Source organism: Solibacillus sp. FSL W7-1464, from assembly GCF_038004425.1.
Lineage (GTDB): Bacteria > Bacillota > Bacilli > Bacillales_A > Planococcaceae > Solibacillus.
On record NZ_JBBORC010000001.1, the window covers coordinates 1,378,374 to 1,405,322 of the forward strand.

The 26,949-nt window shown below is 38.9% G+C and carries 20 protein-coding genes, 1 other RNA gene and 1 pseudogene; 16 read left to right on the plus strand and 6 right to left on the minus strand.

The window, feature by feature from the left end:
• Position 1 precedes the first annotated feature (1 nt).
• The 6 genes from MKZ25_RS06615 (at position 2) to MKZ25_RS06640 (ending at position 7,294) form a co-directional block, all read left to right on the plus strand.
• Complete coding sequence (locus MKZ25_RS06615; protein WP_340800793.1) at positions 2 to 1,264, plus strand: ribonuclease H-like domain-containing protein; 1,263 nt, start codon at positions 2 to 4, stop codon at positions 1,262 to 1,264.
• 100 nt (positions 1,265 to 1,364) lie between these two features.
• Complete coding sequence (gene gpsB / locus MKZ25_RS06620; protein WP_340800794.1) at positions 1,365 to 1,664, plus strand: cell division regulator GpsB; 300 nt, start codon at positions 1,365 to 1,367, stop codon at positions 1,662 to 1,664.
• Positions 1,665 to 1,727: 63 nt separating this feature from the next.
• Positions 1,728 to 2,110, plus strand: an RNA gene (gene rnpB / locus MKZ25_RS06625) — RNase P RNA component class B.
• A 201-nt stretch (positions 2,111 to 2,311) separates the two neighbouring features.
• Positions 2,312 to 4,060, plus strand: coding sequence for a putative bifunctional diguanylate cyclase/phosphodiesterase (locus MKZ25_RS06630; protein WP_340800795.1), 1,749 nt, complete (start codon positions 2,312 to 2,314; stop codon positions 4,058 to 4,060).
• A 4-nt stretch (positions 4,061 to 4,064) separates the two neighbouring features.
• Positions 4,065 to 5,204: a THUMP domain-containing class I SAM-dependent RNA methyltransferase gene (locus MKZ25_RS06635; RefSeq protein ID WP_340800796.1), complete on the plus strand. Its 1,140-nt coding sequence runs from the start codon at positions 4,065 to 4,067 to the stop codon at positions 5,202 to 5,204.
• 188 nt (positions 5,205 to 5,392) lie between these two features.
• Complete coding sequence (locus tag MKZ25_RS06640) at positions 5,393 to 7,294, plus strand: ATP-dependent DNA helicase (protein ID WP_340800797.1); 1,902 nt, start codon at positions 5,393 to 5,395, stop codon at positions 7,292 to 7,294.
• 160 nt (positions 7,295 to 7,454) lie between these two features.
• Here MKZ25_RS06640 and MKZ25_RS06645 read toward each other — a convergent pair whose 3' ends face one another.
• Positions 7,455 to 7,919 (minus strand): chemotaxis protein CheX, encoded by a 465-nt coding sequence (locus MKZ25_RS06645; RefSeq protein ID WP_340800798.1) that lies wholly within the window; start codon positions 7,917 to 7,919, stop codon positions 7,455 to 7,457.
• Positions 7,920 to 8,311: 392 nt separating this feature from the next.
• Positions 8,312 to 9,301 carry a S66 family peptidase gene (locus MKZ25_RS06650; protein ID WP_340800799.1) on the minus strand — a complete coding sequence of 330 codons (990 nt, stop codon included), beginning with the start codon at positions 9,299 to 9,301 and terminating at the stop codon, positions 8,312 to 8,314.
• A gap of 151 nt (positions 9,302 to 9,452) precedes the next feature.
• Between MKZ25_RS06650 and glsA the strand changes: the two genes are divergently transcribed.
• A complete protein-coding gene (gene glsA, locus MKZ25_RS06655) occupies positions 9,453 to 10,373 on the plus strand; it encodes a glutaminase A (RefSeq protein WP_340800800.1) in 921 nt (306 codons plus the stop codon).
• 49 nt (positions 10,374 to 10,422) lie between these two features.
• Here the strand turns inward: glsA and abc-f are convergent, their stop codons facing one another.
• Complete coding sequence (gene abc-f / locus MKZ25_RS06660) at positions 10,423 to 11,883, minus strand: ribosomal protection-like ABC-F family protein (protein WP_340800801.1); 1,461 nt, start codon at positions 11,881 to 11,883, stop codon at positions 10,423 to 10,425.
• A 420-nt stretch (positions 11,884 to 12,303) separates the two neighbouring features.
• Here abc-f and MKZ25_RS06665 point away from each other — a divergent pair, with 420 nt between their 5' ends.
• The 4 genes from MKZ25_RS06665 (at position 12,304) to MKZ25_RS06680 (ending at position 14,906) form a co-directional block, all read left to right on the plus strand.
• A complete protein-coding gene (locus tag MKZ25_RS06665; protein ID WP_340802982.1) occupies positions 12,304 to 13,038 on the plus strand; it encodes a DUF2087 domain-containing protein in 735 nt (244 codons plus the stop codon).
• A gap of 13 nt (positions 13,039 to 13,051) precedes the next feature.
• Positions 13,052 to 13,405 carry a DUF6176 family protein gene (locus MKZ25_RS06670; RefSeq protein ID WP_340800802.1) on the plus strand — a complete coding sequence of 118 codons (354 nt, stop codon included), beginning with the start codon at positions 13,052 to 13,054 and terminating at the stop codon, positions 13,403 to 13,405.
• A gap of 213 nt (positions 13,406 to 13,618) precedes the next feature.
• Positions 13,619 to 14,668 (plus strand): YeeE/YedE thiosulfate transporter family protein, encoded by a 1,050-nt coding sequence (locus MKZ25_RS06675; RefSeq protein ID WP_445326854.1) that lies wholly within the window; start codon positions 13,619 to 13,621, stop codon positions 14,666 to 14,668.
• Positions 14,669 to 14,681: 13 nt separating this feature from the next.
• Positions 14,682 to 14,906: a sulfurtransferase TusA family protein gene (locus MKZ25_RS06680; RefSeq protein WP_340800803.1), complete on the plus strand. Its 225-nt coding sequence runs from the start codon at positions 14,682 to 14,684 to the stop codon at positions 14,904 to 14,906.
• A gap of 535 nt (positions 14,907 to 15,441) precedes the next feature.
• Here the strand turns inward: MKZ25_RS06680 and MKZ25_RS06685 are convergent.
• On the minus strand, positions 15,442 to 16,359 hold the full coding sequence (locus MKZ25_RS06685) for a LysR family transcriptional regulator (RefSeq protein WP_340800804.1): 918 nt from the start codon (positions 16,357 to 16,359) through the stop codon (positions 15,442 to 15,444).
• Positions 16,360 to 16,546: 187 nt separating this feature from the next.
• On the opposite strand from MKZ25_RS06685, the gene MKZ25_RS06690 reads away from it, so the two are divergent.
• On the plus strand, positions 16,547 to 18,466 hold the full coding sequence (locus MKZ25_RS06690) for a penicillin-binding transpeptidase domain-containing protein (RefSeq protein ID WP_340800805.1): 1,920 nt from the start codon (positions 16,547 to 16,549) through the stop codon (positions 18,464 to 18,466).
• Positions 18,467 to 18,555: 89 nt separating this feature from the next.
• On the opposite strand, the pseudogene MKZ25_RS06695 reads toward MKZ25_RS06690, so the two are convergent.
• Both MKZ25_RS06695 and MKZ25_RS06700 read right to left on the minus strand, forming a co-directional pair.
• A pseudogene (locus MKZ25_RS06695) lies at positions 18,556 to 18,942 on the minus strand (ZinT/AdcA family metal-binding protein); the annotation flags it as partial.
• A gap of 25 nt (positions 18,943 to 18,967) precedes the next feature.
• On the minus strand, positions 18,968 to 19,990 hold the full coding sequence (locus MKZ25_RS06700) for a DUF2332 domain-containing protein (protein ID WP_340800806.1): 1,023 nt from the start codon (positions 19,988 to 19,990) through the stop codon (positions 18,968 to 18,970).
• 110 nt (positions 19,991 to 20,100) lie between these two features.
• Here MKZ25_RS06700 and MKZ25_RS06705 point away from each other — a divergent pair, with 110 nt between their 5' ends.
• From MKZ25_RS06705 to MKZ25_RS06720, 4 genes are all read left to right on the plus strand, one after another.
• Positions 20,101 to 20,991, plus strand: coding sequence for a LysR family transcriptional regulator (locus tag MKZ25_RS06705; protein WP_340800807.1), 891 nt, complete (start codon positions 20,101 to 20,103; stop codon positions 20,989 to 20,991).
• Positions 20,992 to 21,397: 406 nt separating this feature from the next.
• Positions 21,398 to 25,009, plus strand: a complete 3,612-nt coding sequence (locus tag MKZ25_RS06710) for a dynamin family protein (protein ID WP_340800808.1) — start codon at positions 21,398 to 21,400, stop codon at positions 25,007 to 25,009.
• Positions 25,010 to 25,023: 14 nt separating this feature from the next.
• Complete coding sequence (locus tag MKZ25_RS06715) at positions 25,024 to 25,821, plus strand: sulfurtransferase (RefSeq protein ID WP_340800809.1); 798 nt, start codon at positions 25,024 to 25,026, stop codon at positions 25,819 to 25,821.
• A gap of 148 nt (positions 25,822 to 25,969) precedes the next feature.
• Positions 25,970 to 26,776 carry an MBL fold metallo-hydrolase gene (locus MKZ25_RS06720; protein WP_340800810.1) on the plus strand — a complete coding sequence of 269 codons (807 nt, stop codon included), beginning with the start codon at positions 25,970 to 25,972 and terminating at the stop codon, positions 26,774 to 26,776.
• The last annotated feature ends 173 nt before the right edge of the window (positions 26,777 to 26,949 follow it).

Consider the following 26,949-nt stretch of genomic DNA (forward strand, 5'->3'; position numbering starts at 1 on the left):
CATGTCGTATGAAAATAAGCTATTGCAAATGAAAAAACTGCTAGGCAAAAAAGCGGAGCAAAAAAAAGAAAAGCCGAAATTCATGAAACCCGAGCGGCCTTTATACAGCGAACAATGGCAACAGGCAGGGCTTGAACTGGTAGAAAATGAATTCGGCATGCTATTTAAACGGGAAGTACATTATCCATTTGATTATCAGCACGGCGACTACAAGCTCGGGGAACTTTTTCCTTCCTTAAAGCGCTGGAAGTCCCAAGCCGAAGATCATCCGTTTGCCATGAACGAAGATGAAACAATCGTGTTTTTTGATACGGAAACGACCGGTTTAAAAGGCGCGGGTACCCATATATTTTTACTCGGCTTTTTGGAAGCGGATGATGAAGGTTTTACGCTCATACAGTATGTAATGGCGGACCCCTCGAATGAAGCGGCACTTCTTTTTGAATCAAAGCTATGGCAGCGGAATGTAACGGTTGTTTCCTATAACGGAAAAAGTTTCGACTGGCCGCAGCTTCAAGTGCGCTGGACGTTGAACCAGCAATTTTTGCCGCCGCTGAAATCACAGCGGCAAATTGATTTGCTGCATAGTACGAAACGACTTTGGAAAGATGATTTATCACGCATGAAGCTTACTCAAGTTGAACAGGATAAACTTGGCTTTTATCGGGTCGGGGATATACCGGGACATTTAGCCCCGATTATTTATTTTGATGCGATTAAGAGCGGGAATGCGGAAACGTTGATGAAAGTGCTGTTGCATAATGAATGGGATTTACTGTCGCTGATCACTTTGTATATTCATTCTACGAATCTATTATTCGATGATATATCAACAGAATCCGCGACAACGTATACGAATATCGGAAAATGGTTTGGCGATTTGAAAAAACGGCAAACAAGTACGGAAATACTGCAGGCGGTGACGACGCATTTCGAAACGAAAGATACCGGTTATGCGCATTTTTATTTAGCATTCGAGTTAAAGCGAATTGGAGAAACGGATTTAGCGATCCAATCATTCCAAACAGCGCTCCCGGCAATCCCTGTAAAAAAACAGCTGCAGGCATACGAACAACTGGCCATGCTGTATGAACATCAACTAAAGGACTACGAGCAGGCATATATTTACACGGAAATAGGGAATAATTTACTTCCTGAAATACCGTTTCAAAAACAAACACAATTTCAAAACCAGCAAAAAAATTGGCGGAAAAGACTTAGTCGATTAGACAATAAAAGAAATAAAATTTTTTTCGACAAATAATGAAAAATTTTTCGACATCTAGAATATATGTAGTCGTCCCATTTGTCTGACCTATGCTATAATAAACCAAAGAAGTAGCGTGATGGAAGGACGAGGAATAATGGATATAAAATTAACAGCTGATCATATATTGGAAAAAGAATTTAAAAAGAGCATGAAAGGTTATAACATTGACGAAGTGGATCAATTTTTGGATCTGATTCGTGAAGATTATGACACATTTACTGCAAAGATTGCTTCCTTGGAAGAGGAGAACGAGCGCTTAAAGCAAGAGCTGGCAAATTCAAGCCGCAAATCGGCGGTTGCTCCTGCTCCAACAGCAAATAGCACAAACTTCGATATTTTAAAGCGACTTTCAAACTTGGAAAAGCATGTTTTCGGGAATAAGCTTTATGAATAGTTAAACTATTCATAGGAATATTGTTTTTTTTCTATTATTGCAGTATACTTTATTCATACATCAATATTCGAGTAATCGCTGCGTCTTTAATGTCGTAGAGGAAAGTCCATGCTCACACGGTGCTGCGATGCCCGTAGTGTTCGTGCTTACTGAAAAAATAAGGTAAGGCAAGAGAATCTCTCTTGACGGCGGAAGGAACTCCTAAGTCTTTTAGATATGGACGAAACTTCCTGAAAGTGCCACAGTGACGGAGCTTATAGTGAAAACTATGAGGTGGAACGAGGTAAACCCCATGAGTGAGAAACCCAAATTATGGTAGGGGCACTCTCCTGAAGGAATTGAACGGATGGAGGGACGGTCAGCTTGGCCGTAGATAGATGATTACTACCTAGTCGTACGAGGCGCAAGCTGTTTGAGTACTTAGGAACAAAACATGGCTTATTGATTATTGATGCTTTTTTGAACATATAAAAGGGCTCTCCATTCTTTTGTGGAGAGCCTTTCTTAGTAGAGAAAATTATTATAAATATAAAAATGAAGGTTCATGACGGGGAATTAGGGAACAAAATCTATAAAACTGCACCTGCTTCTGTCGGAGTGAATATATAAAAAACTGTTCTTTATATAAGATATAAGGGTGATATGTCTTGAGTGAATTGAAGTCTAATAAATCCATCATGCAAGAACTGGCATTGTCTCAATTTCCAAAAGAATTAATCGAAAGAGTTTTTGAAAATATTGCGGAAGGTATAATGATTACCGATCGTTATAGAAGAATTTTATCGATTAATGCTGCTTTTGAATTTGTAACAGGCTTTAAATTAGAAGAGGTACAAGGGAAAAAACCATCTATTCTACAGTCAGGTGTGCATGACAGAACTTTTTATATTGATATGTGGAAACAAATTGGCAAAGCAGGAATGTGGCAAGGTGAAATTTGGAATAGACGCAAGACGGGTGAATTATACCCCGAATGGCTGACAATACTAGCTATTAAAGATGATGCAGGTAAAATAACAAATTACTGCGGCATTTTTACAGATTTGTCAGAACGTAAAATCGTGGAAGACGAACTTGAAAAAAGGGCTCTTCATGATTCATTAACAGAAGTGTGCAATCGTTTTGCCTATATTGAACGTATGAAAGCACTGCTTGAAGTAACGGAAAATAAGGTAATGCCGATACAGCATGCCGTTCTTTTTATGGATTTGGACCGCTTTAAGCAAGTGAATGATATGCTCGGACATGCCATTGGTGATCAGTTATTGGTGGAAGTTTCCAAACGTGTGAAAACTTTAGTGAGAAACAAAGATATTTTAGCGCGCTTTGGCGGGGATGAATTTGTCATTACATTAGCAAATATCCAGCATCCAAGAGAAGCGGCAAAATTTGCTGAGCAGGTGCTCCGGGTTTTTGAAGCTCCGGTTAAAGTTCATGACCAGGATGTCTATATATCGACAAGTATGGGAATCAGTATTTACCCGACGGATGGTACGACGACAGAACAACTATTGAATCGTGCCGATCGTGCCATGTCATTTTCAAAAGATAACGGACGAAATTGCTATTCTTTTTATTTTGATGAGTTGGAAACGGATTCGAATCGAGTACTGACGCTGGATAGTGAACTCCGTAAAGCGATTGAAAACCGGGAATTTACGCTTGCCTACCAGCCGAAAATTAGCACCGAAAACAACGGAATTGTCGGAATCGAAGCATTAGTACGTTGGAACAGTGAGAAACTTGGCAATGTATCACCTGCTGAATTTATCGAGCATGCCGAAGAGTCAGGTCTAATTATTCCACTCAGCGAGCTGATTTTCGAGCTTGCCTGTGAAGGCTACCATCAGCTTGATGCTGCCGGATACCCGAATATACCGATTGCAGTAAACGTATCGAGCATTCACTTCCAGCAGCAAAGCTTCTTGGATTCGGTTCAAAAAATTTTAGAGCGGAACAATTCTTCTGCACAAAATTTTGAAATCGAAGTGACAGAGCGGACAGTAATGAACAGTGCGCAGGAGACAGTAAGCAAACTAGTAAAACTGAGGCAATCCGGCTTTAAGCTTTCGATTGACGACTTCGGGACGGGGTATTCTTCATTAAGTTACTTAGTGCGATTCCCGCTCGATGTGCTGAAAATTGACCGCAGTTTCATTCAGCATATTTGCTCGCTTGATGATAAGCAGGCAATTGTCGACGCGATTATTCAAATGGCGCATCGCCTGCAGATGAAAGTAGTAGCTGAAGGTGTGGAAACAAGCCAGCAAGTCGATTTGCTTAAATCGATGGGCTGTGATTATATTCAAGGGTATTACTACAGTAAACCTCTGCCTATGGAAGAATTAATCGACTTCATCCAATATTGGGAAGTCGAGCATCAAGGAAGGATTTAAACGCATGACAAAATTTAATTTAGTTGCAACAGCTGCGATGGGCCTAGAGGCGATTGTAGCAGAAGAAGTACGTGATCTAGGGTACGAAACACGTGTCGATAACGGCAAAGTATATTTTGAAGGCGATGAGATGGCGATTGCACGCACGAATCTATGGTTGCGTGTAGCAGACCGTGTGAAAATCGTCGTTGCCCAATTCCCGGCCAGAACATTTGACCAGCTATTTGAAGGCGTTAAAGCAGTTCAATGGGAAAAATACTTACCGGTGGATGCAAATTTCCCGGTGTCAGGTAAATCGGTCAAATCAACATTATTCAGTGTACCGGATTGTCAGGCGATTACGAAAAAAGCCATTGTTGAACGAATGAAACTTGCTTACAAACGTTTAGGATTTTTAGATGAGTCCGGTCCGACATTTAAGATCGAAATTTCGATTTTAAAAGATATGGCAACATTAACGATCGATACATCGGGTGTTGGATTGCATAAACGCGGGTACCGTACGACACAAGGTGAAGCCCCATTAAAAGAAACTCTTGCAGCAGCATTAGTGAAAATATCAAAATGGTCACCAAGCCGTCCGTTCGTAGATCCATTCTGTGGTTCGGGAACGATTGCATTGGAAGCGGCAATGATCGGCCAAAATATCGCACCGGGCTATAACCGTGAATTTATTTCGGAATCATGGCCATGGATGAAGCAGGATATTTGGGATAAAGCACGTGATGAGGCGGATTCGTTGGCGAATTATGATCAGGATTTAACGATAATCGGTACGGATATCGATCACAAAATGGTTGCTATCGCTCAAGAAAACGCACTAGAAGCAGGGTTTGGCGATTTATTGACATTCAAGCAAATGCAGGCGACAGATTTCACAACGAAGCTGACTGACGGAGTTATTGTTACAAACCCGCCATACGGTGAGCGGATCGGTGAAGTGGAAGAAATCGAGAAAATGCTGCGCCAGTTTGGTCAAGTTATGCAAAACTATCCGACTTGGTCCGTGTACATGCTGTCATCAATGGAAGACTTGGAAGTACATTACGGTAAAAAAGCGACGAAAAAGCGTAAGTTATTTAACGGATTCATCCGCACAGATTTATACCAGTACTGGGGTCAAAAATCTAAGCGCGAAAATTAATAACGAAGAGCGTGTCCGAGAAGACATTCCGGAGAACGCTCTTTTTGTTGCATATTATTAGTCTTTTTTATGTAAATCGTTGTATAATGATGAGTACGGAATTTTTTATAAAAAATTGTAAATTGTTAGTATTTGCGGAAGGAACTGTAATCATTTCCTTCCGCCTCATATTGAGGGGGAACATCCATTTGAGAAAATCTTTACCTTTTGAACTTTCAAGAGAAAAAACTTTCTTTGATTCGTTAGGTGATTGGCTCGGTGACGTATTATATGATGAGCTGCCAGAACGAGGATTTGAATGCCGTGACGAACAAATTTTCATGGCTTACCAAATAGAACAAGCTTTAAAGGAAAAGAACGTGTTATTTGCGGAAGCTGGGGTAGGAACAGGAAAAACGATCGCCTACTTATTACCGGCTGTATCCTATGCACGTTATACAGGAAAACCGGCACTTATTGCCTGTGCAGATGAAACTTTAATCGACCAGCTCGTAAAAGAGGGCGGCGATATTCATAAACTTCGTGATGTATTAGGACTGGATATTGATGTCCGCCTTGCAAAATCACGTGACCAATACTTATGTTTAAAACGTTTTGAAGAAGCGGAAAAAACTGAAACGGATGAATGGATTGATGATATAGCATTTTCAATTCCGGACGGTGTATATGCACAGGGCAGTATGATTGCCGTGCAGCCATACGGGGAGCGCTCGGATTATCCGTTAGTGACGGATGAAGACTGGGAGAAAGTAAACTATAATTCAATCATGCAATGCGCGGTATGCGATTTGCGTAATCGTTGCGGTCAAACGTTACACCGTGCCCATTACCGTAAATCGACGGACCTTATCATTTGTTCGCAAGACTTTTTAATGGAGCATTTGGCGACAAAGGAATCACGTGAACGTGAAGGACAGTTGCCGCTATTGCCGGAAGTTTCAATGATGGTGCTTGATGAAGGACATCTACTTGAATATGCAGCCCAAAAAGCATTAACTTACAAAGTTCAGGCGTATACGATCGTAGAGTTGCTGGAACGATTGATGGTTGATGGTGTTCGTGAACGAACATTATATGCAATGGAACATTTACAAGATCACCATGAACTGTTTTTTGACCAGTTACGTGAAGATGTCATTCAATCAGAAGAAGACCGTAAACGTATTGTGAAATCAGAGCGACTGATCCAGTTGGGCGAGCGTGTGATTGCATATGTCGACCAGCTGCTGGAAGAATTCGTCTTTGAATCGGAACTCTATATGATTCCGGAATATGAGCTGAATATGGCGGAAGAATTTTTAGAGCATTATGTTGCAGCGATTCGTATTTTTGTTGCGCAAGGCGATGCTGTTGATTGGCTCGAGGATACAGATGGAGAAGAGACGCTCGTCATTATGCCGCGCCTGATTACAGACGTGCTTTCAGAAACATTATTCTCGAAAAAAATGCCAATCGTGTTCTCATCGGCAACACTTTCGGTGAATAAGGATTTCAGCTATATCGCATCAAGCTTAGGCATTGAACAATACCAAAGCTTCAGTGTACCATCACCGTTTGATTATGAAGAAGTAATGAAAATTTATTTACACGAACTTTCGCAATCCGAAAAAACTGCAAAAGTCGAGCAGCTTTTGAAAGATGATAAACAGACGTTAATTTTATTTAAGTCGAAACAGGCAATGAATCACTTTAAATCAAATGTAGGTTTAATGGAACGCTTAAATATCGCATTTGAAGGCGATCGTGAGCTTTCTGCAATTGTCCGTGAGTTCCAAAACGGGGAAGTGAAAACATTATGTTCCTATCATTTATGGGAAGGTTTGGATTTACCGGAAGAAGCGTTAACGCGCGTCATTATTTTCGACTTGCCATTCCCGCCGCATGACCCGTTGTTTGATGCAAAACGTTCATTTGCACAAAATCCATTTGAAGAAGTCGAGTTACCATTCATGCAGCTTCGTCTTCAGCAGGGAATGGGCCGTTTAATTCGTACATCGAATGACCATGGTGACATTCATATTTTACTAAATAATGAAGAAGCAAGCGTGAAATCTCACTTTATAGATATTTTAGCAGTGGAACCACAATAGATTTCAACCCCATTCGAGTGTTTCGAGCGGGGTTTTTTGTTTGATTTTACTTGGGCGGGCAAAAGATTTTCTAATAAGGAATGAGTTTTTAAAAAATTGAAAAACCGTCGGTAAATAAAAAAACCTTTTACTGAAATAATCAACAAAAGGCAGTACTAATTTATTCGTCTTCATCAGTATCGATTGTATAAAGAATAACAAAATCCCCGATGCCTTCTAAAGTAGCGGGTATTTTAAATGCTTGCTTAAAACCATATAACTTTGTATGTCCAACCATCACGGTAGGTGGCGTAATATCAAGCTCCAGATCATGTTGTACCGTGTATGTACATAAATTACCGGCAATCATATTACCAAGTTCCCCAGTAAAAGATTCCAGCATGGCACCTTCTAAAGGCATTCCGAACATTGCAGAACCGATTGCACCAAATTTTTCCGGTGTACCATCAATGATAATACGTCCTTTAATATCACCAACCAATCCTATGAGTACCCCCATCTCGAATTGTTCGTACGGTTCATTTATGATTGAAGGAGATTTTACATCTATAATCATAGGCAATATAGTTTTTAATGAATTTATTGTCCCGTTTAAAATAGTTTGAATATGCGTCGAATTACTCAATATTTTTTTCTCCTTCCTAGACTTTTAATTCATATTACCATGTAACTTTAGTATATGTATAGAAGAAAATTAAAAGAGTCTGTATTGACAGAAAATTTCGGACCATTTATAATGAAAATGATAATTATTATCAGTGTATAGGGCGGTGTATGAAATGTTGTATGCTTTGATTGGGGCAACAGTAATCGTTTATGTGGCAATTGGAAACTATGTGTTAAAAAATACAGTAAATTAATGAAAATCATTTATCGCATTGTCAAGCTGACAATGCGATTTTTATGCAATAGAGTAGAATTTTAATTCTGAAATGAATTTACGGCATATATTGAAAGGCTATTGAATTCCGGAGTTCCATAGCCTTTTGAATGTCGAAAAGTTCCTTTCCTTAATAGCTAAAGCCAATGTTCAATACACGTAATCGTTTGGTTGATCGTATCCAGACGAATTTTTTTGCCGATTGCCAAAGGGAACATCGGGTGGGTATGGGCACAATCGACTTCTGCAAGTATAGGGATTACTTTTCCATCCAACTGTTCCAATAACAGATCAAGCGGCTGCTTGCCTGTCCCCTCATCATCAAAGAGCTCATATTTTCCAAGGAGAATACCGCCAACTTTGTCGAAGACCCCGTGCAGTTTTAACATCGCAAAATTCTTTTCTACAGTTGACGCACACTTTAATGAATCCTCTATCAGTAAAATGTCACCAGTATGAATAACGGGAAAAAATGATGTCCCGATAAAGCCGTACATTGTATTATTGTTGCCGCCAATTAAACGCCCCTCCACAACACCTTCATGAACACCGATCCAATTATTTGAGTAAAGTGTTTTTGGCTTCTCATAATTGAGCCAGTTAATCATTTCGTCTGACCAGACATGTGGCATAGAAATCGAGTACGGAATGCTCGGTTGGCAAAAATAGCGTTCGAAATAATTGTATGTTTCATGGACTAACGGCTCAAATTCTCCGAAAGAGGGGATGAGAGCCGGACCGTAATATGTAGGAATATTCGTTTTGGCAAATAGAGCCAGTAAAATTGCAGTAGTATCTGAATAGCCGACAACAATTTTCGGATTATTTTTAAATGCTTCGTAATCTAAATAGGGTAGCAGGCTATTCGAATTCGTCCCGCCAATTGAGGACATAATCATTTTTATCGATGGGTCTTTTAGTAGCTCATTGAATTCTTCGGCACGTTCTTTTGGCGTCCCTGACCGATAGCCATCTTGTTTACCTGTAAGATTTCCCTCGATAATTTGAAACCCTTTTCCCTCCAAAAATTCTTTACCGCGACTGTAGCGCAATTTTGCGGTAGCAGTTGCCGGTACAGAGGATGAAAAAATGCCGATCTTATCTCCACGTTGCAGTGGTTCAAACATATAATCACCTATCTTTACTAATTTATAGTTTTGGATATATGTTAAAATTATACAATATATTCAAGTAGAAAAAAGGAAATAATAAATGGAGAGTAGGGTACATGTTAGAAAAATGAGGAGGTGAGCAACTAGTTACGGCAACTAGTGTCGAATGAGCAAATTACAAAAAATTTATGAACAGGCAAAACAAATGACAGCAAGTGGTCAGGTCGCCTCGTATATACCGGCGCTTGCTGCAGCAAGCAGTGATTTGTTTGCGGTAAGTTTACTAAGTGCAGAACAGGAAATCGAATTAGGCGATTGTACAGAAACTTTTACCCTTCAAAGTGTCGTGAAAGTAATCAGTTTTATGGTTGCTGCAAACCATCACGGTATCGAGGAGATCATGCATTATGTCGATGTGGAGCCGACAGGAGACTCATTCAATTCGATCGTCCGCTTGGAAGGTCATAATAATAAGCCGTTCAACCCGATGATCAATGCAGGGGCGATAACGATTGCTTCGTTACTTCCGGGTGAGACAATGTTTGAAAAAGTGAAATCTGTGACGGCTTATTTGGAACAAATGATTGGAAAGAAAGTGAATATCAACAATGAAATCTATCTTTCGGAATACAAGTCAGCCGATTATAACCGGGCGATCGCCTATATACTACAGGCGAACGGTTTCCTGAAATCTGATGTGGAGGAAGCGCTTCAGGTCTATTTACAGCTTTGCTCGATTTCAGTAGATGTGTCAGATCTAGCGAAAATGGCCTATTATTTTGCTACTAATGGAAAAGAAAGTAAAGCTTGCTGCAATAAAGAGGTAATTAATATTGCTAAAGCTTTAATGCTCACATGCGGAATGTACAATGCATCCGGAAAATTTGCGGCGTTTGTAGGGTTACCGGCAAAGAGCGGTGTATCCGGCGCCATTATTGCGGTTGTACGTAATGGTGAAATAGAACAACTGCAAGGCCCTATTGGAATCGGCATCTATGGACCAGCCATTGACCAAGTTGGCAATAGTGTAGCAGGCATCGATTTTTTAATGCACCTGTCAAAGGAATATGATTTATTTTGTTTATAATAGGAAAAGGAACATTCCCATCAAAGCAGGGGAATGTTCCTTTCTTATTTTAACGATAAGGAAGAAGCTCGATAACTTTTGTTGCCGTGTTATTTATAAATGTTGCATCATGCTCCACAAACAATAAGGTCGGCTTAAAATGAGCAATCATATTTTCAATCTGCTGCTGGTTAAAAACATCCAAATAGTTGAGCGGTTCATCCCAAATATAAAATTCTGCTTCGAGTCCGAGCGACTTTGAAAATTCGACTTTCTTTTGCTGACCCATGCTCATCTTTTCGATTGGAACCTGAAAAACATCACGGTTAAAACCGAAAATACGTAAATTGTTCAAAAATAAGGTGAAGTCGATTTGGTGTTCGAGGGCAAAGTCTTTTAACGTTCCCCGGTTATCATCATAATTTTGACGGATCACACTTGTGCTCAATCCCTGTGGCATGATTATTTCGCCGTTTACAGTACCGGAAAAATTACCTTGTAAATATTGAACAAGTGATGTTTTACCGCTGCCGTTCGGTCCGATAATGGCAACTTGCTCTCCTTGGAAAATTTCAAATGAAATGGGTTTGAACAGCGGTTGGTCTGTGTAGCTTAACGTAAAGTTTTTAACCCGAAGCGCAGGATTTCGATGCTTAAATTGACAGTTAATCGTCAAATCGCTTATTGTTTCAATATTTTTCAGGAGCTTTGTTTTGTTTTCGATTTTCTCCTGTGTACGTTTTTCGATTGCTTTCGCTCGTTTATTCATACGCTTTGCAATGGCATTCCCGAACGGATCATTACCTGAAGGCTTTTCACGTTGCGCGGCCCAGTCAGACTTTTCACGGGCCGTTTTCTGCAGGCGGTTAATTTCAGTATTTAATGAACGATTTTGCTCGAGTTCAAACTCGTCCTGCAGCTTCTTCTGCTGTTCATAGATGGAATAGTTCCCTTTGTATAGGCTAAGCTGTTTTTTTTCAATCGCCAATATATGCGTGACCACTTCATCGATAAATTGACGATCATGGCTGACGACGATAAAGCCTTTTTTCTTTTTCAAATAGTTTGCAACGATGGAACGGCCTTTTATATCGAGGTGGTTCGTCGGTTCGTCGAGCAGCAGAAATCGTTTTTCCTCACAAAAGACAGCAGCAAGCATTACTTTAGTTTGTTCACCCCCTGACAGTTGCTCAAATGGCATCCATAGCAACGATGGATCGAGCGACAAAAGCCGGCATTCCCGCTCAAGCTTCCATAGTTCAACTGGCATTGCTTCGTCAATCGCATAATACGTACTTATTTTCGGATCACGAATGGCCAGGGGAAAATAATGGAATTCTTCATCGCTTATTACTGTTCCGCTGAACGGCAATTTGTTTTGCAGTAAATGCAGCAAAGTCGTTTTTCCGCGACCATTGCGGCCTATTAAACCAAGTTTCCACGTATTATCGATCGTTAAGTTAATGTTATTAAATAATGGTTCTTCAAGTAAGTCATAGCTAAATGATACGTTTTTCATTTCTATTGGCATAGATGCATACCTCCAAATTTCGATTTGAAAGTATACGCATTCACAAAGAATATTTATATATAAAAAATCCTTCTGAAAAAGTCAGAAGGATTAGTAATCTTACGTAAATAAGCCTTTAAGTTCGCTAAAGGAGTATAAATGGGCAGACTAATCCTATTTTATGTGAAAATGCGTATACATTTTACGTGTAAAATAGAATTATTTATCCATCAGCCATTCATCTTCCTTTCCGGTAAATTACTAGTAGTATGCCATAGATTTTTTAGGAATTCAACCCTGATATTTATGGAGCGAACAACGCCAAAAGGAAATGCAGGTTTTACTCTGGAGGAAATTATATAATGGGGAAGTTTTTGTATTAGTAAACATAATGTAAAAATGTTTACAAATAAGGTAACGTACATTATAAATATAATAGAGGTGATATTTTTGGAAATTCAAAATATTTCAACGGAAGCACTTATAAAAGGATATGAAATGAAACAGGAAAGTTATCAATGTCTGTTTTGTAAACAGTCCTATCATTTAGATGAAGTCTTTTCATATGACAACCGTTTTCTGACAGCGAAAGGCATAATTAAAAAACATATTGAGCTGGAACATATTTCACCATTTCATGCTCTGCTTGCTCTAGATAAAAAAGTAAGCGGGTTATCAGAAGTTCAAATTGAAATGATGCGGCATTTCTTCGAAGGCAAAACCGATCAGGAAATTGTAAATGACAGCAATTTGTCGAGTGTATCAACAGTACGCCAGCATCGCTTTAAACTTCGCGAAAAGGAAAAACAGGCGAAAATTTTTGTTGCTCTCATGCAGCTGATGAAAAATCCTGAACATTATCAAATACATAAAGGGGCGAGACAAGTGGACGAACGTTACAGTATTGAAGAGAAGGAACGGGAAAAAGTACTGACTACCTATTTTAAAAACGGGTTGGACGCAGGGATCGAAACAATTCCAAGTAAGGAAAAGAAAAAGCTTATTATCCTGCAGCATGTTTTAAAGCGTTTTGAGGCAGAAAAGCACTACCATGAAAAAGAAGTAAATGAAATTTTAAAGACGGTTCATATTGATTTTGTATCATTGCGCCGTCATTTGATTGAGTATGGCTTTATGGAGCGGAGTGACGATGGATCCGAGTACTGGGTGAAATGAGAGGAGGCTTTCAATGAGAGTAGAGCTGACAAGATATCGTGTAAAAGCCGGGAAAACCTCTAAAGTAGAAGAGTGGATGGAATTTTTAAATGATCATATGGAAGAAGTTCTCGTAACACTGGACGGAGAGAAGATGTATGTGGAAACGATTTTTCATGAACATTTGAATGGTGATGAATATCTATATTGGTATTCGGTGCAAGGAAGCGGTGGGGTGGATGTAGATGATTCCACCCATTGGATTGATAAAAAACATTTGGAATACTGGTATGAATGCATCGATGAAAGTTTTGGTTCCATTGATCTGAAAACAGAAGTTGTAATGATTCCCGAAAAAGTCCGGGCTAGTATGGGCTTCCAAAAATAGCATCTTATTATATTAAAACAGTGAATTTTCTGAAATTTAAAATCTGTATTATTCTATTGTAGTGAAATACTGTCATTTTCGTCCTTTAAACAAGAAAACCAACTAAATTTATACGATTATCTTAATCTTAAACAAAATACTTGTGTTATAGTGGTAAAATATTATATTATATCCCTATTGATAAACTTGGTTTTAATAATAGGAGGAATTATTTTGTTGCAAATGGCAATTACGGGTATCCTTTGTGGTGCTCTTTTAGGTTTTGTGATGCAACGTGGACGTTTCTGTTTAACAGGCGGTTTCCGTGATATGTACATCGCAAAAGATAATCGTATGTTTTATGCTTTACTAGTAGCCATTGCAGTTCAAGCGGTAGGTGTATTCCTGCTGATTGAGGCAGGGGCGTTTGAATATACAGCAGGTCAGTTCCCATTATGGGCAACGATTGCAGGCGCATTTATTTTCGGTATCGGGATTATTTTGGCAGGAGGCTGTGCGACAGGTACTTGGTATCGTGCGGGTGAAGGCTTAATCGGGAGCTGGATCGCATTGGCGTTCTACATGATAATGGCAGCTATCATGAAATCTGGCCCATTAGCACAATTTACAGTTGATGCACGTACACCGGTAGTAGGTACGGATTCAATTGCCGATACATTTGGCATTAATGTCTGGTTTTTAGTCATTCCGTTTGTCGCATTGGTGGCATTTATCGTTTACCGTGAATTGCGCAAACCAAGAGTGAAAATTCCAGGCTTGAAACCTAAGAAAACAGGCTTGGCACATATTTTATTCGAAAAACGCTGGAATCCGTATGTGACAGCAATTTTAATCGGTTTGATCGCAACATTGGCTTGGCCGTTAAGTGCGGCATCAGGACGTATTTTCGGTTTAGGGATTACAACACCTTCAGCAAACGTTCTGCAGTTTTTAGTAACTGGGGACTTAGACATCATTAACTGGGGTGTATTCCTTGTAATGGGTATTTTATTCGGTTCTTACTTCGCTGCTAAAATGAGCGGTGAATTCCGTTTACGTACACCGGATACAAAAACAGTTGTACGCAGCTCTGGCGGCGGTATTTTAATGGGATTCGGCGCAAGTATTGCAGGCGGCTGTTCAATCGGGAACGGTCTTGTTATGACATCTATGATGACTTGGTCAGGTTGGGTTGCTTTAGTATTCATGATTTTGGGTACATGGACAGCATCGTACTTTGTATTTGTGCGTCCATCAAAAAAACGTGCAGCAGCGCGTGCTTAAGGAGAGAATTTACATGAAAAAAACATTAGAAGTATTAGGAATGGTTTGTCCGTTTCCGTTAATCGAAGCAAAAGAAGCAATTAAAGAGTTAAATTCGGGCGATGAGCTTGAAGTACAATTCGACTGTACACAAGGCACGGAATCAATTCCACGCTGGGCTGCAGAAGACGGTCATGAAGTGACAAATTATGAACAATTAGGCGAAGCTTCTTGGACAATTTCAATTAAGAAGAAATAATAGTTGGGCTACGGGCAGCATCTCGATTTTAGAGGTGCTGCTTTTTTTATTGGGTGACGGGGACGGATTGCATATTACCCGACACTAATTGATATAAAAATTAATTTATTATGAGGCTATCAAGGCAAATTAAGATTAAAAGTAAACTTAGGCTTTGGCAGGGCTTTTATTAGAACTTTTGGGGGACTTATTAGAAAAACTTGGGGCGATATTAGAAGATTGAACCAAGATTTTAGAATAAAGCTTGCCGAGCACTGCTTTTGACCGAAGATTTCATATAGAAGTACTAGATTTGGATTTATATTAGAACAAGTCGGCGTTTTATTAGAAAAAGTCCGAGTGATATTCGAAGATTGGTAGGGAATATTAGAACAATCCGAACATTTATTAGAACAACTAGAAGAGATATTAGAAAATCTGCATTTTATTAGAATAAATAGTATTATATTAGAACATTTCCGGTTATATTAGAAAATCTCGCAACAACACCGTCCATCCCTCTTGATAAAAGACAAAAGGGACTACCGAATAGCCCCTACAATGAATTAGCAGACAAAGACAACTGATAATTTGTCAGCGCTGGCTTCAATAAATCAAGAAATGCCTTAAAAGCAGGCGATTGCTGGCGCTCCTTCTGATAGATGAGCAATGTTTCTCTTTCCAGCAAAGGGTGCTGAATGATATGAGCCTGCAGTTTATCCGAAGCATGTAAATCAAACAGTGTTTTAGCTACAATTGTTCCGCCAAGACCTTGCTCGACAAACTGAAAAATAGCGGGAATGCTTGAGGTTTCAAACTTCGGTTCAACCATTAACTTGTCCGATTTTGCCGCAGCATTTAAAATCCGCCGGCAAAGATGCGCATTTGGAAACAAAACAAGTGGTTCATTTAAAATATGGCGTAATTGTACGGTCCCATCATGGTGAGTAGCAGCGTCTTTGCTTTCTACATAACAGAACTTTTCATTATATAAAGGAATCTCCACAAACTGCTCATCGTAGTTTTCAATGAGTGGTGAAAACGAAAATCCGAAATCGATTGTATTGTTCTTCAGTAATGTATGAATATCTTCACCAGAAGTAACCTTTACTTGTATATGCGGATAGTTATGCATGAACTTCAATACTAAATCTGACACAATATTCGTCAGCTCACCAGGCAACGCGCCCACACGCAGAATCCCTTTTTCAAGCGAAGCCAATTGCTGCATTTGCATTTTTGTAGTATGCAATGTTTGAAATATCGTTTGTGCTTGGCGATAAAGAATCTGTCCGGCCTCCGTAAGGCTGATTTTCTTGCCTATCCGGTGAAACAAAGGGGTATTTATTTCATTTTCAAGCACTTTTATTTGCTGGCTTAAAGTTGGCTGTGCAATATTAAGCCGTTCAGCCGCTCTCGTAAATTGCATCTCTTCGCACAACATTAAAAAGTACTCCAACTGTCGTAATTCCATAGAAAACACCTCGTTTTTATAGTTATAAACTATTATATGTACTATTAATATAATTCATATCTATTGTAAAGGACATTCATCTAAATAGAAAGAGAAGGTATTCTTCTAATCCGATGAGCTATTCGACATGTAGCTGCTCGAATAGAAAATCAATTTTATTCATAATGTGAATATTGAGGTGAATTTTTTGAAGTGGATTTCAACTATTTCCAAAAAAAGATTGAGGTTAATCTTTTCTGCTTTTATTCTTTTCGGAGTTATTGTCTTTTTAAGACTGTTTTATGTGCAAATTATTCAGCACGATAAACTAACAGAGCTTGCAAAAACGAATTGGGATCGGGAAATTCCCTTTACTTCAGAGCGCGGGGAAATTACGGATCGAAACGGTAAACTAATTGTTACGAATGAATTAGCGCCAACGCTTTATTTCATGCCAACACAGAATGATAATATTGAACAAGCTGCAAACCAGATTGCAGAAGTACTTAATTTGGATGCGAAAAAACTATACGAAAAAATGAATTCAAAAAGTTATCTCGTCAAACTTGCACCGGAAGCGAAAAACATTTCATACGAACAAGCCGTTAAAGTTCAGGAATTGAAAATTGACGGACTATATAGTGGTGTAGATTACGACAGGATATATCCTTACGGGAATCTGTTATCAAGACTCGTAGGATTTACTGGATATGATTCGCAGGGACTTGCAGGGATTGAATATCAATATGATAAACTTTTGACTTCTAAAGATGCAGCGATCAAATTGTTTACTGATGCAAAGGGAAAGGCTTTACCTCATGTGAATGATGAATGGCGTGAAGGGAAGCAAGGAGCGACGGTAGGCTTAACAATTGATGTGGAAGTTCAGAAAGTAATAGAACGAGAACTGTCTCAAGCTATGACAAAATATAATGCAGAACAGGCATTGGCCATTGCGATGAACCCTAAAACGGGGGAGATACTAGCTCTTTCTTCATATCCTACATACGATCCTTCTAAGTTTGAAGAAATAGAATCATCCATCTTTAATCGAAATCTGCCGGTATGGATGACATATGAGCCGGGGTCAACCTTTAAAATTATTACACTGAGTGCAGCCGTTGAAGAAAATGTAGTGGACCTTGAAAAAGACACTTTTTTTGATAAAGGCTATACGATGGTGGAAGGTGTAAAACTTCGCTGTTGGAAACGTGATGGTCATGGAGAGGAAACTTTTTTACAAGTAGTGGAAAATTCCTGTAATCCGGGATTTATCGAACTAGGTCAGCGAGTCGGTGCTGATAAATTAATGAAGTACATTAAAAACTTCGGGTTCGGTCAAACAACCGGTTCCAATATTGCCGGAGAAGCGTCAGGTATTTTATTTTCAGAAGAAGCATTTGGTCCAGTCGAACATGCTACCACTTCTTTTGGGCAAGGTATATCTGTGACGCCGATTCAACAGGTTCAGGCGGTTTCAGCAGCTGTGAATGGTGGTAAACTCTTTACGCCGTATGTTGTCTCAAAAGTATACAACCAGGAAAGTGGAGAAGTAATCATTGAGAATAAGCCGACCTTAAAACGCAATGTGGTCAGTGAGGAAACTTCCAAAATAGTAAGAGACGCGCTGGAGTCCGTTGTAGCAAATGGGTCAGGGCGGGCTGCATATCGGGATGGACTTCGCATTGGCGGGAAAACGGGTACTGCTCAAAAAGTAGAAAATGGACGCTATAAAGATGGGGACTATATTGTATCATTTATTGGTTTTGCACCGGCAAATGATCCTGAAGTTGTTGTATATGTAGCGGTTGACAGTCCAAAAGGGGAAGTAGTATTCGGCAGTACAATTGTAGCACCGATTGTTGGACAGATTATTGAAGATATTGCACCAATATTGGGGATAGAAAAAGATCGAGAAGGCCAACTGGAAAAGCAATATCGTTGGGGAGATGAGTTGACGGAGCGCGTACCTGATTTAGTAGGTGTATCTGTAAATGAAATTATGGAGTTGGAATATCCTTATCAAATTAAAGTACATGGAGAAGGCGAAACAGTAAAAGCGCAGTTACCGGAGCCGGAAAGTGTATTGGAAATAGATGGCACGATTCATCTTTATTTAGAAAAATAGATAAATAATTTCAAATGTAGCTTGCTTTGCACATAATTGAAACAACCATTTCCTCAATGAGCAAATGGTTGTTTTTGTGTACTCAATTTTTAATGTGCTATCATCTTATGTGCAATTTCATGGCCATCCATATGTGAAGGGTAATAGGTTGGCCAATTCGTTACTTCTTTTAGTAAAGCTTCACGATCATTCCCCCAGTAGATATGGTAATGCCCAGATTTTTGAGGTGCAATAATGTGGTCGCTAAACTGAACATAAGCAGGGACGCCTGTTTCATTTCCAACATGTTTGAAAATAAACCGAACCCCACGATTACCTTTTTCATAAGTTAAAATTTCATAGCCATCATATGCGTATTCTCCTTTATGCGCGTGACCATGATCATAAAAAGTAATAAAACGATCTTCAATGACAATACGGTCCGTAGTTGTTTTATACCCAATTTCATAATAAGTTTTAAACTCCTCAGATGTTTGGCTTTCATCTTAATCGTAATTATTACTATTTGAGAAGTTGATTCCATAAAAAAAACTTGCCGTGCCCGTCTGTATTTTCTAGTATTTTGACAGTTTTAGTTATACCCTCATCAATGAAATCCACATGTAAATCAGCATCATCCATATTGTTATAAATATGATAAATACTTTGAATATGGCTTAGTTGCTGAAGCATTGCCAATAATTCCGCTTTTAATTTAGCAGAAAACTGATTTGCCACATGTGTGTGCAAAATAATAATCTGACTATCTTTAAGATCATGTGTATCAAATAAAGAGGGAATAAAGATTCTGAAATCACCATTTAGTAAAAGCTTTGAATATTGCCGATTAATCGTTCGTGCCTTCTCTAAATTTTCTTTCCGTTCAATTTGTTCGGGCCAAATTAAACTTTTCAGCCATAAAAATTCATCCGAATCTTGTAAATTAATAATATTTAAATCGATTCCGATACGTTGTGAAATATCCAAATTTTCCACAGAAGTGATAGGAGTGCCGTAGTTTTTTGCAAAAAGAGTGAGAGGACTATTTTCATTGCCAAATGAAATCGGCGGTTCCTGATCGATTTCATATCGATACCCATCTAGATTAAGCAAAAGTCCTGCACTTGTACCGATCTCTATTAAGGTTAACGGTTGCTTTGTTTCTTCGGAAATCTCTGAAAAAATCGGATAAAGATAGCTGGCCCGCTGTACTTCATTTGTTTGAACGGACTTTGTCTGAAACAACTGCAACAGTTCATCCGAATGTTGTATACAGAAATCTATGAGCAATTGAAAGCTTTCTTCCATATTTACTTCATAAGGATTTTCGAATATTTGTTTTAATGGGGTTTCTTTTTGGGCTGATAAGTACTGCACAGACCCAAAAAATAAATTAGGTTTTGGCTGCGTCTCCGGAATATGCATCATGAGATTCAATAGCTGCCCGTTGGTTATAATCCTTTCACACCAATATTCATAAAGCGGGCTATTGTTTTTAGCTTCATGGCTGGCGAAACGTCTGAAAGCTGCAACTAGTTTTTCCATTTTCAGCACCTCATTTCGATTAGTGCTTACAGTGTATAATAGACTTAAAATTAACAGAATTAATAAATTTTAATATATTTGATTAATACTATTAATAAGAGGGGGATGAAATGGATATAAAATGGCTAAAATCATTTATAGCAGTTGCCGAAGAAGGGAGTTTTCGAGCGGCGGCAGAAAAATTGTATATTTCTCAGCCTAGTATCACAGTACATATGAAATTATTAGAGGAACATTTACAGGTTCAATTGTTTCACCGTGAACATACAAAAGTAAAAATATCTGTAATTGGCGAAAAATATTATCCGATTGCTAAAAATCTGGTGGCTCAAATCGAAGCTAGTACGAATGAAATTCATCTTGAATCACTAAATCCGGTCGTTCCGTTAATAGTTTCCGTGTCACCCGCCTTACTTTATACGAATCTATTAGAGCAGATCCATAATTTTATTGAATTACATCCACAATTTAATGTGGAAATTGTTATGGAAGATCAAGTACAGTTAGAGAATGCAATAAGAGGACAGCGAATAGATGTAGCACTAGGTTTACATAAATTTACTTATAAAGAATTTCATTCGGAGCGTATTGACCGTTCACCGTTAAGACTGGTTTATTCCTCAAAATTAAAGCTGGCTGAGAAGCAATTGGATTTACAGCTTAAAGAGCTATTTGATGAGCATCAGCTTTATGTAGGTTATTTAAATGAACATACCCCGGTAGTTGAATGGTTAAAGAATGAATATGACATAAAGAAATTCAACAAAATAAATGATGTTATTTTTGCTATAAAATTGATTAAGGAAGGTTTAGGTATCGGGCTATTGCCTGAAAGTTTGATTGCAGAGGAAATTGAAGCAGACTTATTAAGGGTAGTGGATATAGGATCGATTGGAACTATTAATCCGGTTGATATTTACATGAGTCACTTAAGAAATAATACTAAAATTATTCCTTTGACGAGCTTTGTTCGACAAAGTTTAATATGTATGGGGGAGTAAGATTGTTTTTGAAAAAATCGACATGCAAATAAAACAGAAATAGCAAAAAAGCAGCGCAGGTTGGATTTGTTTTTTATTCGGTTGTTTAACTTGTCTATTCAATCTATTCATATTTCAATTTCTGCTCCAAACTTTTTATTTTCTTATTATACTGATATTATGTTGGGTAATGAGGAGATTTTATAAATCTTTACACTACAATCATAATAATGCTTTCAAATGCGCATAATAACCTGATTATTTCGAAATAGCAATTTCATAAGGAAAAGGTTAATCTTTACTGGAAAAATACGGATTACAATAATTTTAAAAAAATACTAGCCGATTTTCTTGACTGGGCATGGTACTATAGAAATATGGCGAATTTAAGGCGAAAAGATATAAATTGATATAAAGGGGTAGTAATATGACGATGTTTGACGAGAAAATTCAGGGATTGTTACAGCAATCGGCATTACAATACATAATTTATAAAGAAAATGAAGATACAGAACGAATTGAAAAGCTTCATCTCTTTGCACGCAAGCTTTTACAAAAGGAATTCGTTATCGGGTTTGCCGGTCACTTCTCTGCTGGCAAATCGAGCATGATCAATGCACTGTCGGGGGAAAATATCTTAGCGACAAGTCCGATCCCGACTAGTGCGAACATTGTTAAAGTGCATAAATCGGATGAAGATTTTGCGATTCTTTATTTACACAATGAAAAGCCGGTAAAGTTTGAAGCGGGCTATGATATTAAACAGGTAAAAGAATTGAGCAAAAACGGTGAATTGGTATCGCAAATTGAAATTGGACATAGCACGTCAAGTTTGCCTGAAGGAGTAACGGTAATGGACACTCCGGGTGTTGACTCAACGGATGATGCGCATGCGATGAGTACGGAATCCGCGTTGCATATTGCGGATATGGTGTTCTACACAATGGACTACAACCATGTGCAATCTGAATTGAACTTCCAATTTACAAAGCAATTGATGAAATACAATCCGAATGTATATTTAATCGTCAATCAAATTGACAAGCACCGTGAAGCTGAACTGTCATTTGAAGATTTCAAACAATCCGTTCATAACTCGTTTGCGGCTTGGGGTGTTTACCCGAAAAATATTTTCTTCACATCATTGCGTGAAAAAGAGCTTCCGGACAACGATTTTGATCAAGTAAAGAAAATCGTCATGGATTCGATGAACGACTGGCAGGAACAATTAATCTCTACGGCAGAAAATACGTTGACGAAGCTTCAGCATGAACATGAAGCGTATTTGGAAGAAGAAAAGCAGGACCGCTTCACGACATACGCTGAAATAGTTACTGAAGATGACTGGCAGCACCGTGATGATATTTTAGAGCAATATGAAAAACTGACACGTCAAACTGAATTATTCTCGTTTGATGTATTTGATAAGCAGTTCGATAAAAAACGTAAAGACCTGCTTGCAAATGCTGCGATTATGCCTGCGGATGTCCGTGATAAATTGCGTGCCTATTTAGAAAGTCAGCAAGAAGACTTTAAAGTTGGCGGACTGTTTACTGCGAAAAAGAAAACAGCAGAAGAGAAATCGCGACGTCAGGAAGAAGCATATGCAAGCTTTAACCATGTTGTCCAATCTCAAATTACCGGCCATATGAAAGCATTGATGAAGCAAGCTTTGAAAGATGTCGGTGCTTTGAATGACGAACGTGCCGCAAGTATTGACAATAAGGAATTTAGTTTCCCGTTCTCGATTATTGAAGATCAGGTGCAAAAAAGCGCAGTCATAACGGGAGATGCGGTATTGAACTTTGCGAATCGTGTATCAGAGGCGACAAAACGTTACTTTGTCCAAACAACAGATGCATGGAAGCTTGAGCAAAAAGATACATTGGAGCAAGTTGCACGAGAAGCGGCAGCACCTGTTAAGCTTAAAATTAATGCCATGTCCGAAAAAGTGCATGCGCTTCAGCATATTCTGCAAATCGAGAAATTCCAGGCATTCAGCAACACATTAATGAAACAAGTTTCCAATGAAATTCGCGCGGAATCCAAGATTTATCTGGAAAATTGGAAGCGCGAACATGAGCAGGCATTGAAAGATATTCGTCCTTTTGATGAGTCGATGCTGCAGTTGAAAGATCAGGAAACAGAAATTGCTGCTGAACAAACGCAGGAAAAAGTGGGTTCAGGTTTAAATGTTGATAAAGTCACTGAAAAAGCACTGAAAACAGCGCATATTATTAAAGACGTTCAAGGATTCAAAGAAGTGTCCAGCTTCTTGACAAAAAAAGTGGAGCGTCTGCAAAAGCGCGACTTTACAATCGCCTTATTCGGTGCATTCAGTGCGGGTAAATCAAGCTTTTCAAATGCATTGATGGGTGAGCGCGTATTACCGGTATCACCAAATCCGACGACAGCAGCGATCAATAAAATTCGTCCTGTCACACCGGAACATCCACATGAAACAGCCGATGTTCATCTAAAAGATGAAGCACAGCTACTTGAAGATATTCAAGGTTCGTATGCAGCAATTGGCCTTCAAGTATCATCACTAAAAGAAGCATATGATCGTGCAGAAGAAGGTTTGGCTGTTCCATTAACAGATGAGCGCCTGAATGTTCATAAATCATTTATCCGTGCGTATTCGGAAGGTTATGAAACATTCGTGACAAAACTGGGAACGACTTTGCGCGTGAACCGTCATGATTTTGAAAAATACGTAGCGCAGGAAAACCGTTCTTGTTTTGTGGATAATATCGATTTTTACTTTGATTCACCACTTACGCGAATGGGTGTAACATTAGTAGACACACCGGGTGCCGACTCGATCAATGCACGCCATACAGGTGTAGCGTTCGATTACATTCGAAATGCCGATGCCATTCTTTTCATTACGTATTACAACCATGCATTTGCAAAAGCGGACCGTGAGTTCTTGATTCAGCTAGGACGTGTAAAAGATGCGTTTGAACTGGATAAAATGTTCTTCATCGTGAATGCGATTGACTTGGCTTCCACAATGGAGGAAGAGGAAGAAGTAAAAGGCTACGTTCGTTCAGAGCTTCAACGTTTCGGTATCCGTTTCCCAAGACTATACGGAGTATCGAGTTTACTGGCCTTAAAAGAAAAGCAAGATCAGCTTGAACATCAGTCAGGTATAGCACCTTTTGAAGAGGCGTTCCACCATTTCCTGAATGATGAACTGATGGGAATTGCGGTACAGGCATTGCAGGAGGAAGTAGATAAAACAGAAGCCCGACTGAATGATTTAATCATACAAACCGAAGAGAACCTGAAACGGAAAGATGAACGACTTGAAGAATTGGCTCATTTGGAGAAGCATGTACGCTCCAAGTTCCAGACAACTCAGACAGCCATGCTTGAAAGTGAAACAAAGCAAGAACTGGACGAATTGTTATACTATGTGCTGCAACGTGTGTACTACCGCTATCCGGACTTCTACCGTGAAAGCTATAATCCGTCCACGTTCGCGCAAATGCCTGCACAGCAAGCATTGCAAACAGCATTAAAAGAAGTGCTTCAGGCGTTAAGCTTTGACTTCGCTCAGGAATTGCGTGTAACGAATTTCCGCTTAGCGCAATTTGTTGAGAAGAAGATGAAGGAACTGTTTAAAGAAGAATCGCGTGAATTAAAAGAACTGAATCCAAGCTTCGCATTTTTAAGCTATGAATCGAAAGAGCCGGAAATTTTGGACTTTGCTGGACCATTTGCAGATTCAACACCATATGAAGGGGTAAAATCACACTTTAAAAATGTGAAAGCTTTCTTTGAAAAGAATGAAAAAGAACAATTGCGTGATGCGCTCGAGCAATTAACAAAGCCAAATGCACAAAACTATCTGGAAGCAGAAAAAGCCAAAGTGATGGATTGGGCAGCAAGCTATATTGCCATTGAGGCAGAAGGATTACGCCAGCATATGCTTGAACAGGCAGTCGAGCAGATTGAAACAGAACGTTTATTACTTCAAGAAGAAAGTCGCTTAGCTGTTTGGAAAGATATTTACGCGCAGCTTCAAGCGTAAGGAGGATCTTTTTAATGACGAATATTTTTGTGACCGCAAATCGAATGGAAAGAACAGGTCGTTTAATCGATACTAGATTTGATATGATCAATTTAGAGTCAGGCAGAAAGATGTATGAAGAGAGCCATATTGAAGGCGCGGTATACTGGGATTTAAATACCGATTTGTCGGATTTAACAAAAGAAGAGGGTAGACATCCGCTTCCTGAGAAGGCGCAGCTTCAGGCTTTGTTTGAAAAGTATGGTTTGAATTACAATGATGCCATCTATATTTATGATCAGGGCGCTGCAGCTTTTGCAACACGTGCCTGGTGGATACTGCACTATGCAGGCTTTAAGCATGCCTATGTCGTAAATGGCGGTTTTGAAGCATTGAAGGAAGCGGGATTCCCTGTGACGAAAGAAGTACCTGAATATAAGGAAAGTAAGCTTGATCTACATTGGAATGATGATATTTTAATAAAACGTCAGGATATTATGCATATTATCGAAGGTAAGCGAAAAGCGACATTAATTGATGCCCGTGCACCGGAGCGTTACCATGGTGAGAAGGAGCCGTTCGATAAAGTGGCAGGACATATTCCAACAGCCAAAAACTATGATTGGGAACAGTTGCGAAATGGCTCAGAACTGGTGATTACATCTTCTCTTCTCGAGCAAGTTCCAAAGGGGGAGGAAGTAGTAGTCTACTGCGGTTCTGGTGTAACTGCTACCCCTGTATATACTGTTTTAAAAGAAGCGGGCTATGAAAATATAAAAATCTATATGGCGGGTTATAGTGATTGGGTAAAACATCATTCTGTCGAAAAATAGGTTGGAACTGCTGAACAGGCCGTTATGTAAATTAATTTTGCATAACGGCTTTTTGTCATACAGAAACTTAGCAAGTGTATGGACCTGATTTCCAATATTTATAATTAAGTGGTATTGTAGAAAAATAACGGTCAAAGGAGTGAGAAACTTGTTATTTAAGAAAAAAACAGAACTGAGCGAAAAAAACGGAGTGAAAATGATCAATGGATCTGTCCAATTTCAAGCTGTTCACTTAAATGTTCATTGCTTTGAAGTGGACGGTATACTAATTGATACAGGTTCTGCCTCGCTTCTTAAGCAGTTCAAGCCTTTTTTTGAACAGATGGACGTTGATCAGATTATGTTGACCCATTATCATGAAGATCACTCCGGAGGCGCTCATTTTTTGCAGAAAACGTATAACTTGCCGATATTTATGCATCCGCACAACTTGGAAGAATGCAGTAGGAAGGCAAGTTATCCTTTATATCGCAAGCTGTTCTGGGGGGCAAGACTGCCTTTTCTTGCACAGCCTGTCGGAAATTCTTTTTCATCAAGAACAGCTAATTGGACAGTAATTGAAACACCTGGACATACTGAAGACCATGTAGCCTATTTGAATGAAGCGACAGGCCAACTCTTTACAGGAGATCTGTATGTAACACCGAAAACAAAGGTTGTCCTGCGTGAAGAAAGTATCCCTCACATTATCGGATCGCTGGAGAAAGTGTTAACATATGACTTCCTTGAAATATATTGTAATCATGCGGGATATATAGAAAATGGAAGAGATGCTTTAATGCGTAAACTAAATTACTTAAAAGAGCTAAGTTATAAAATAGAAGTGTTGAACGAAGAGGGTTTGACAACTGATGAAATTACAGAGCAGCTTTTCAATAAAAAATATCCGATTACAAAATTTTCTTTAGGTGAATGGGATGCGGCGCATATCGTATCTTCAGTCTTAAACAAGTAAATAATAGATATAGGGTCTAGTAAGTTGAAACTTGCTAGGCTTTTTTTATATAAAAATACAGCTGAAAAAATAACTATTACGAAACTTAAAATTTACATTAGCTTTACAATTAACAATTCGTAATAATGGGTATGGAAGAGGAAAAACTAATTTTTGCAGACAATGCCGTAAAA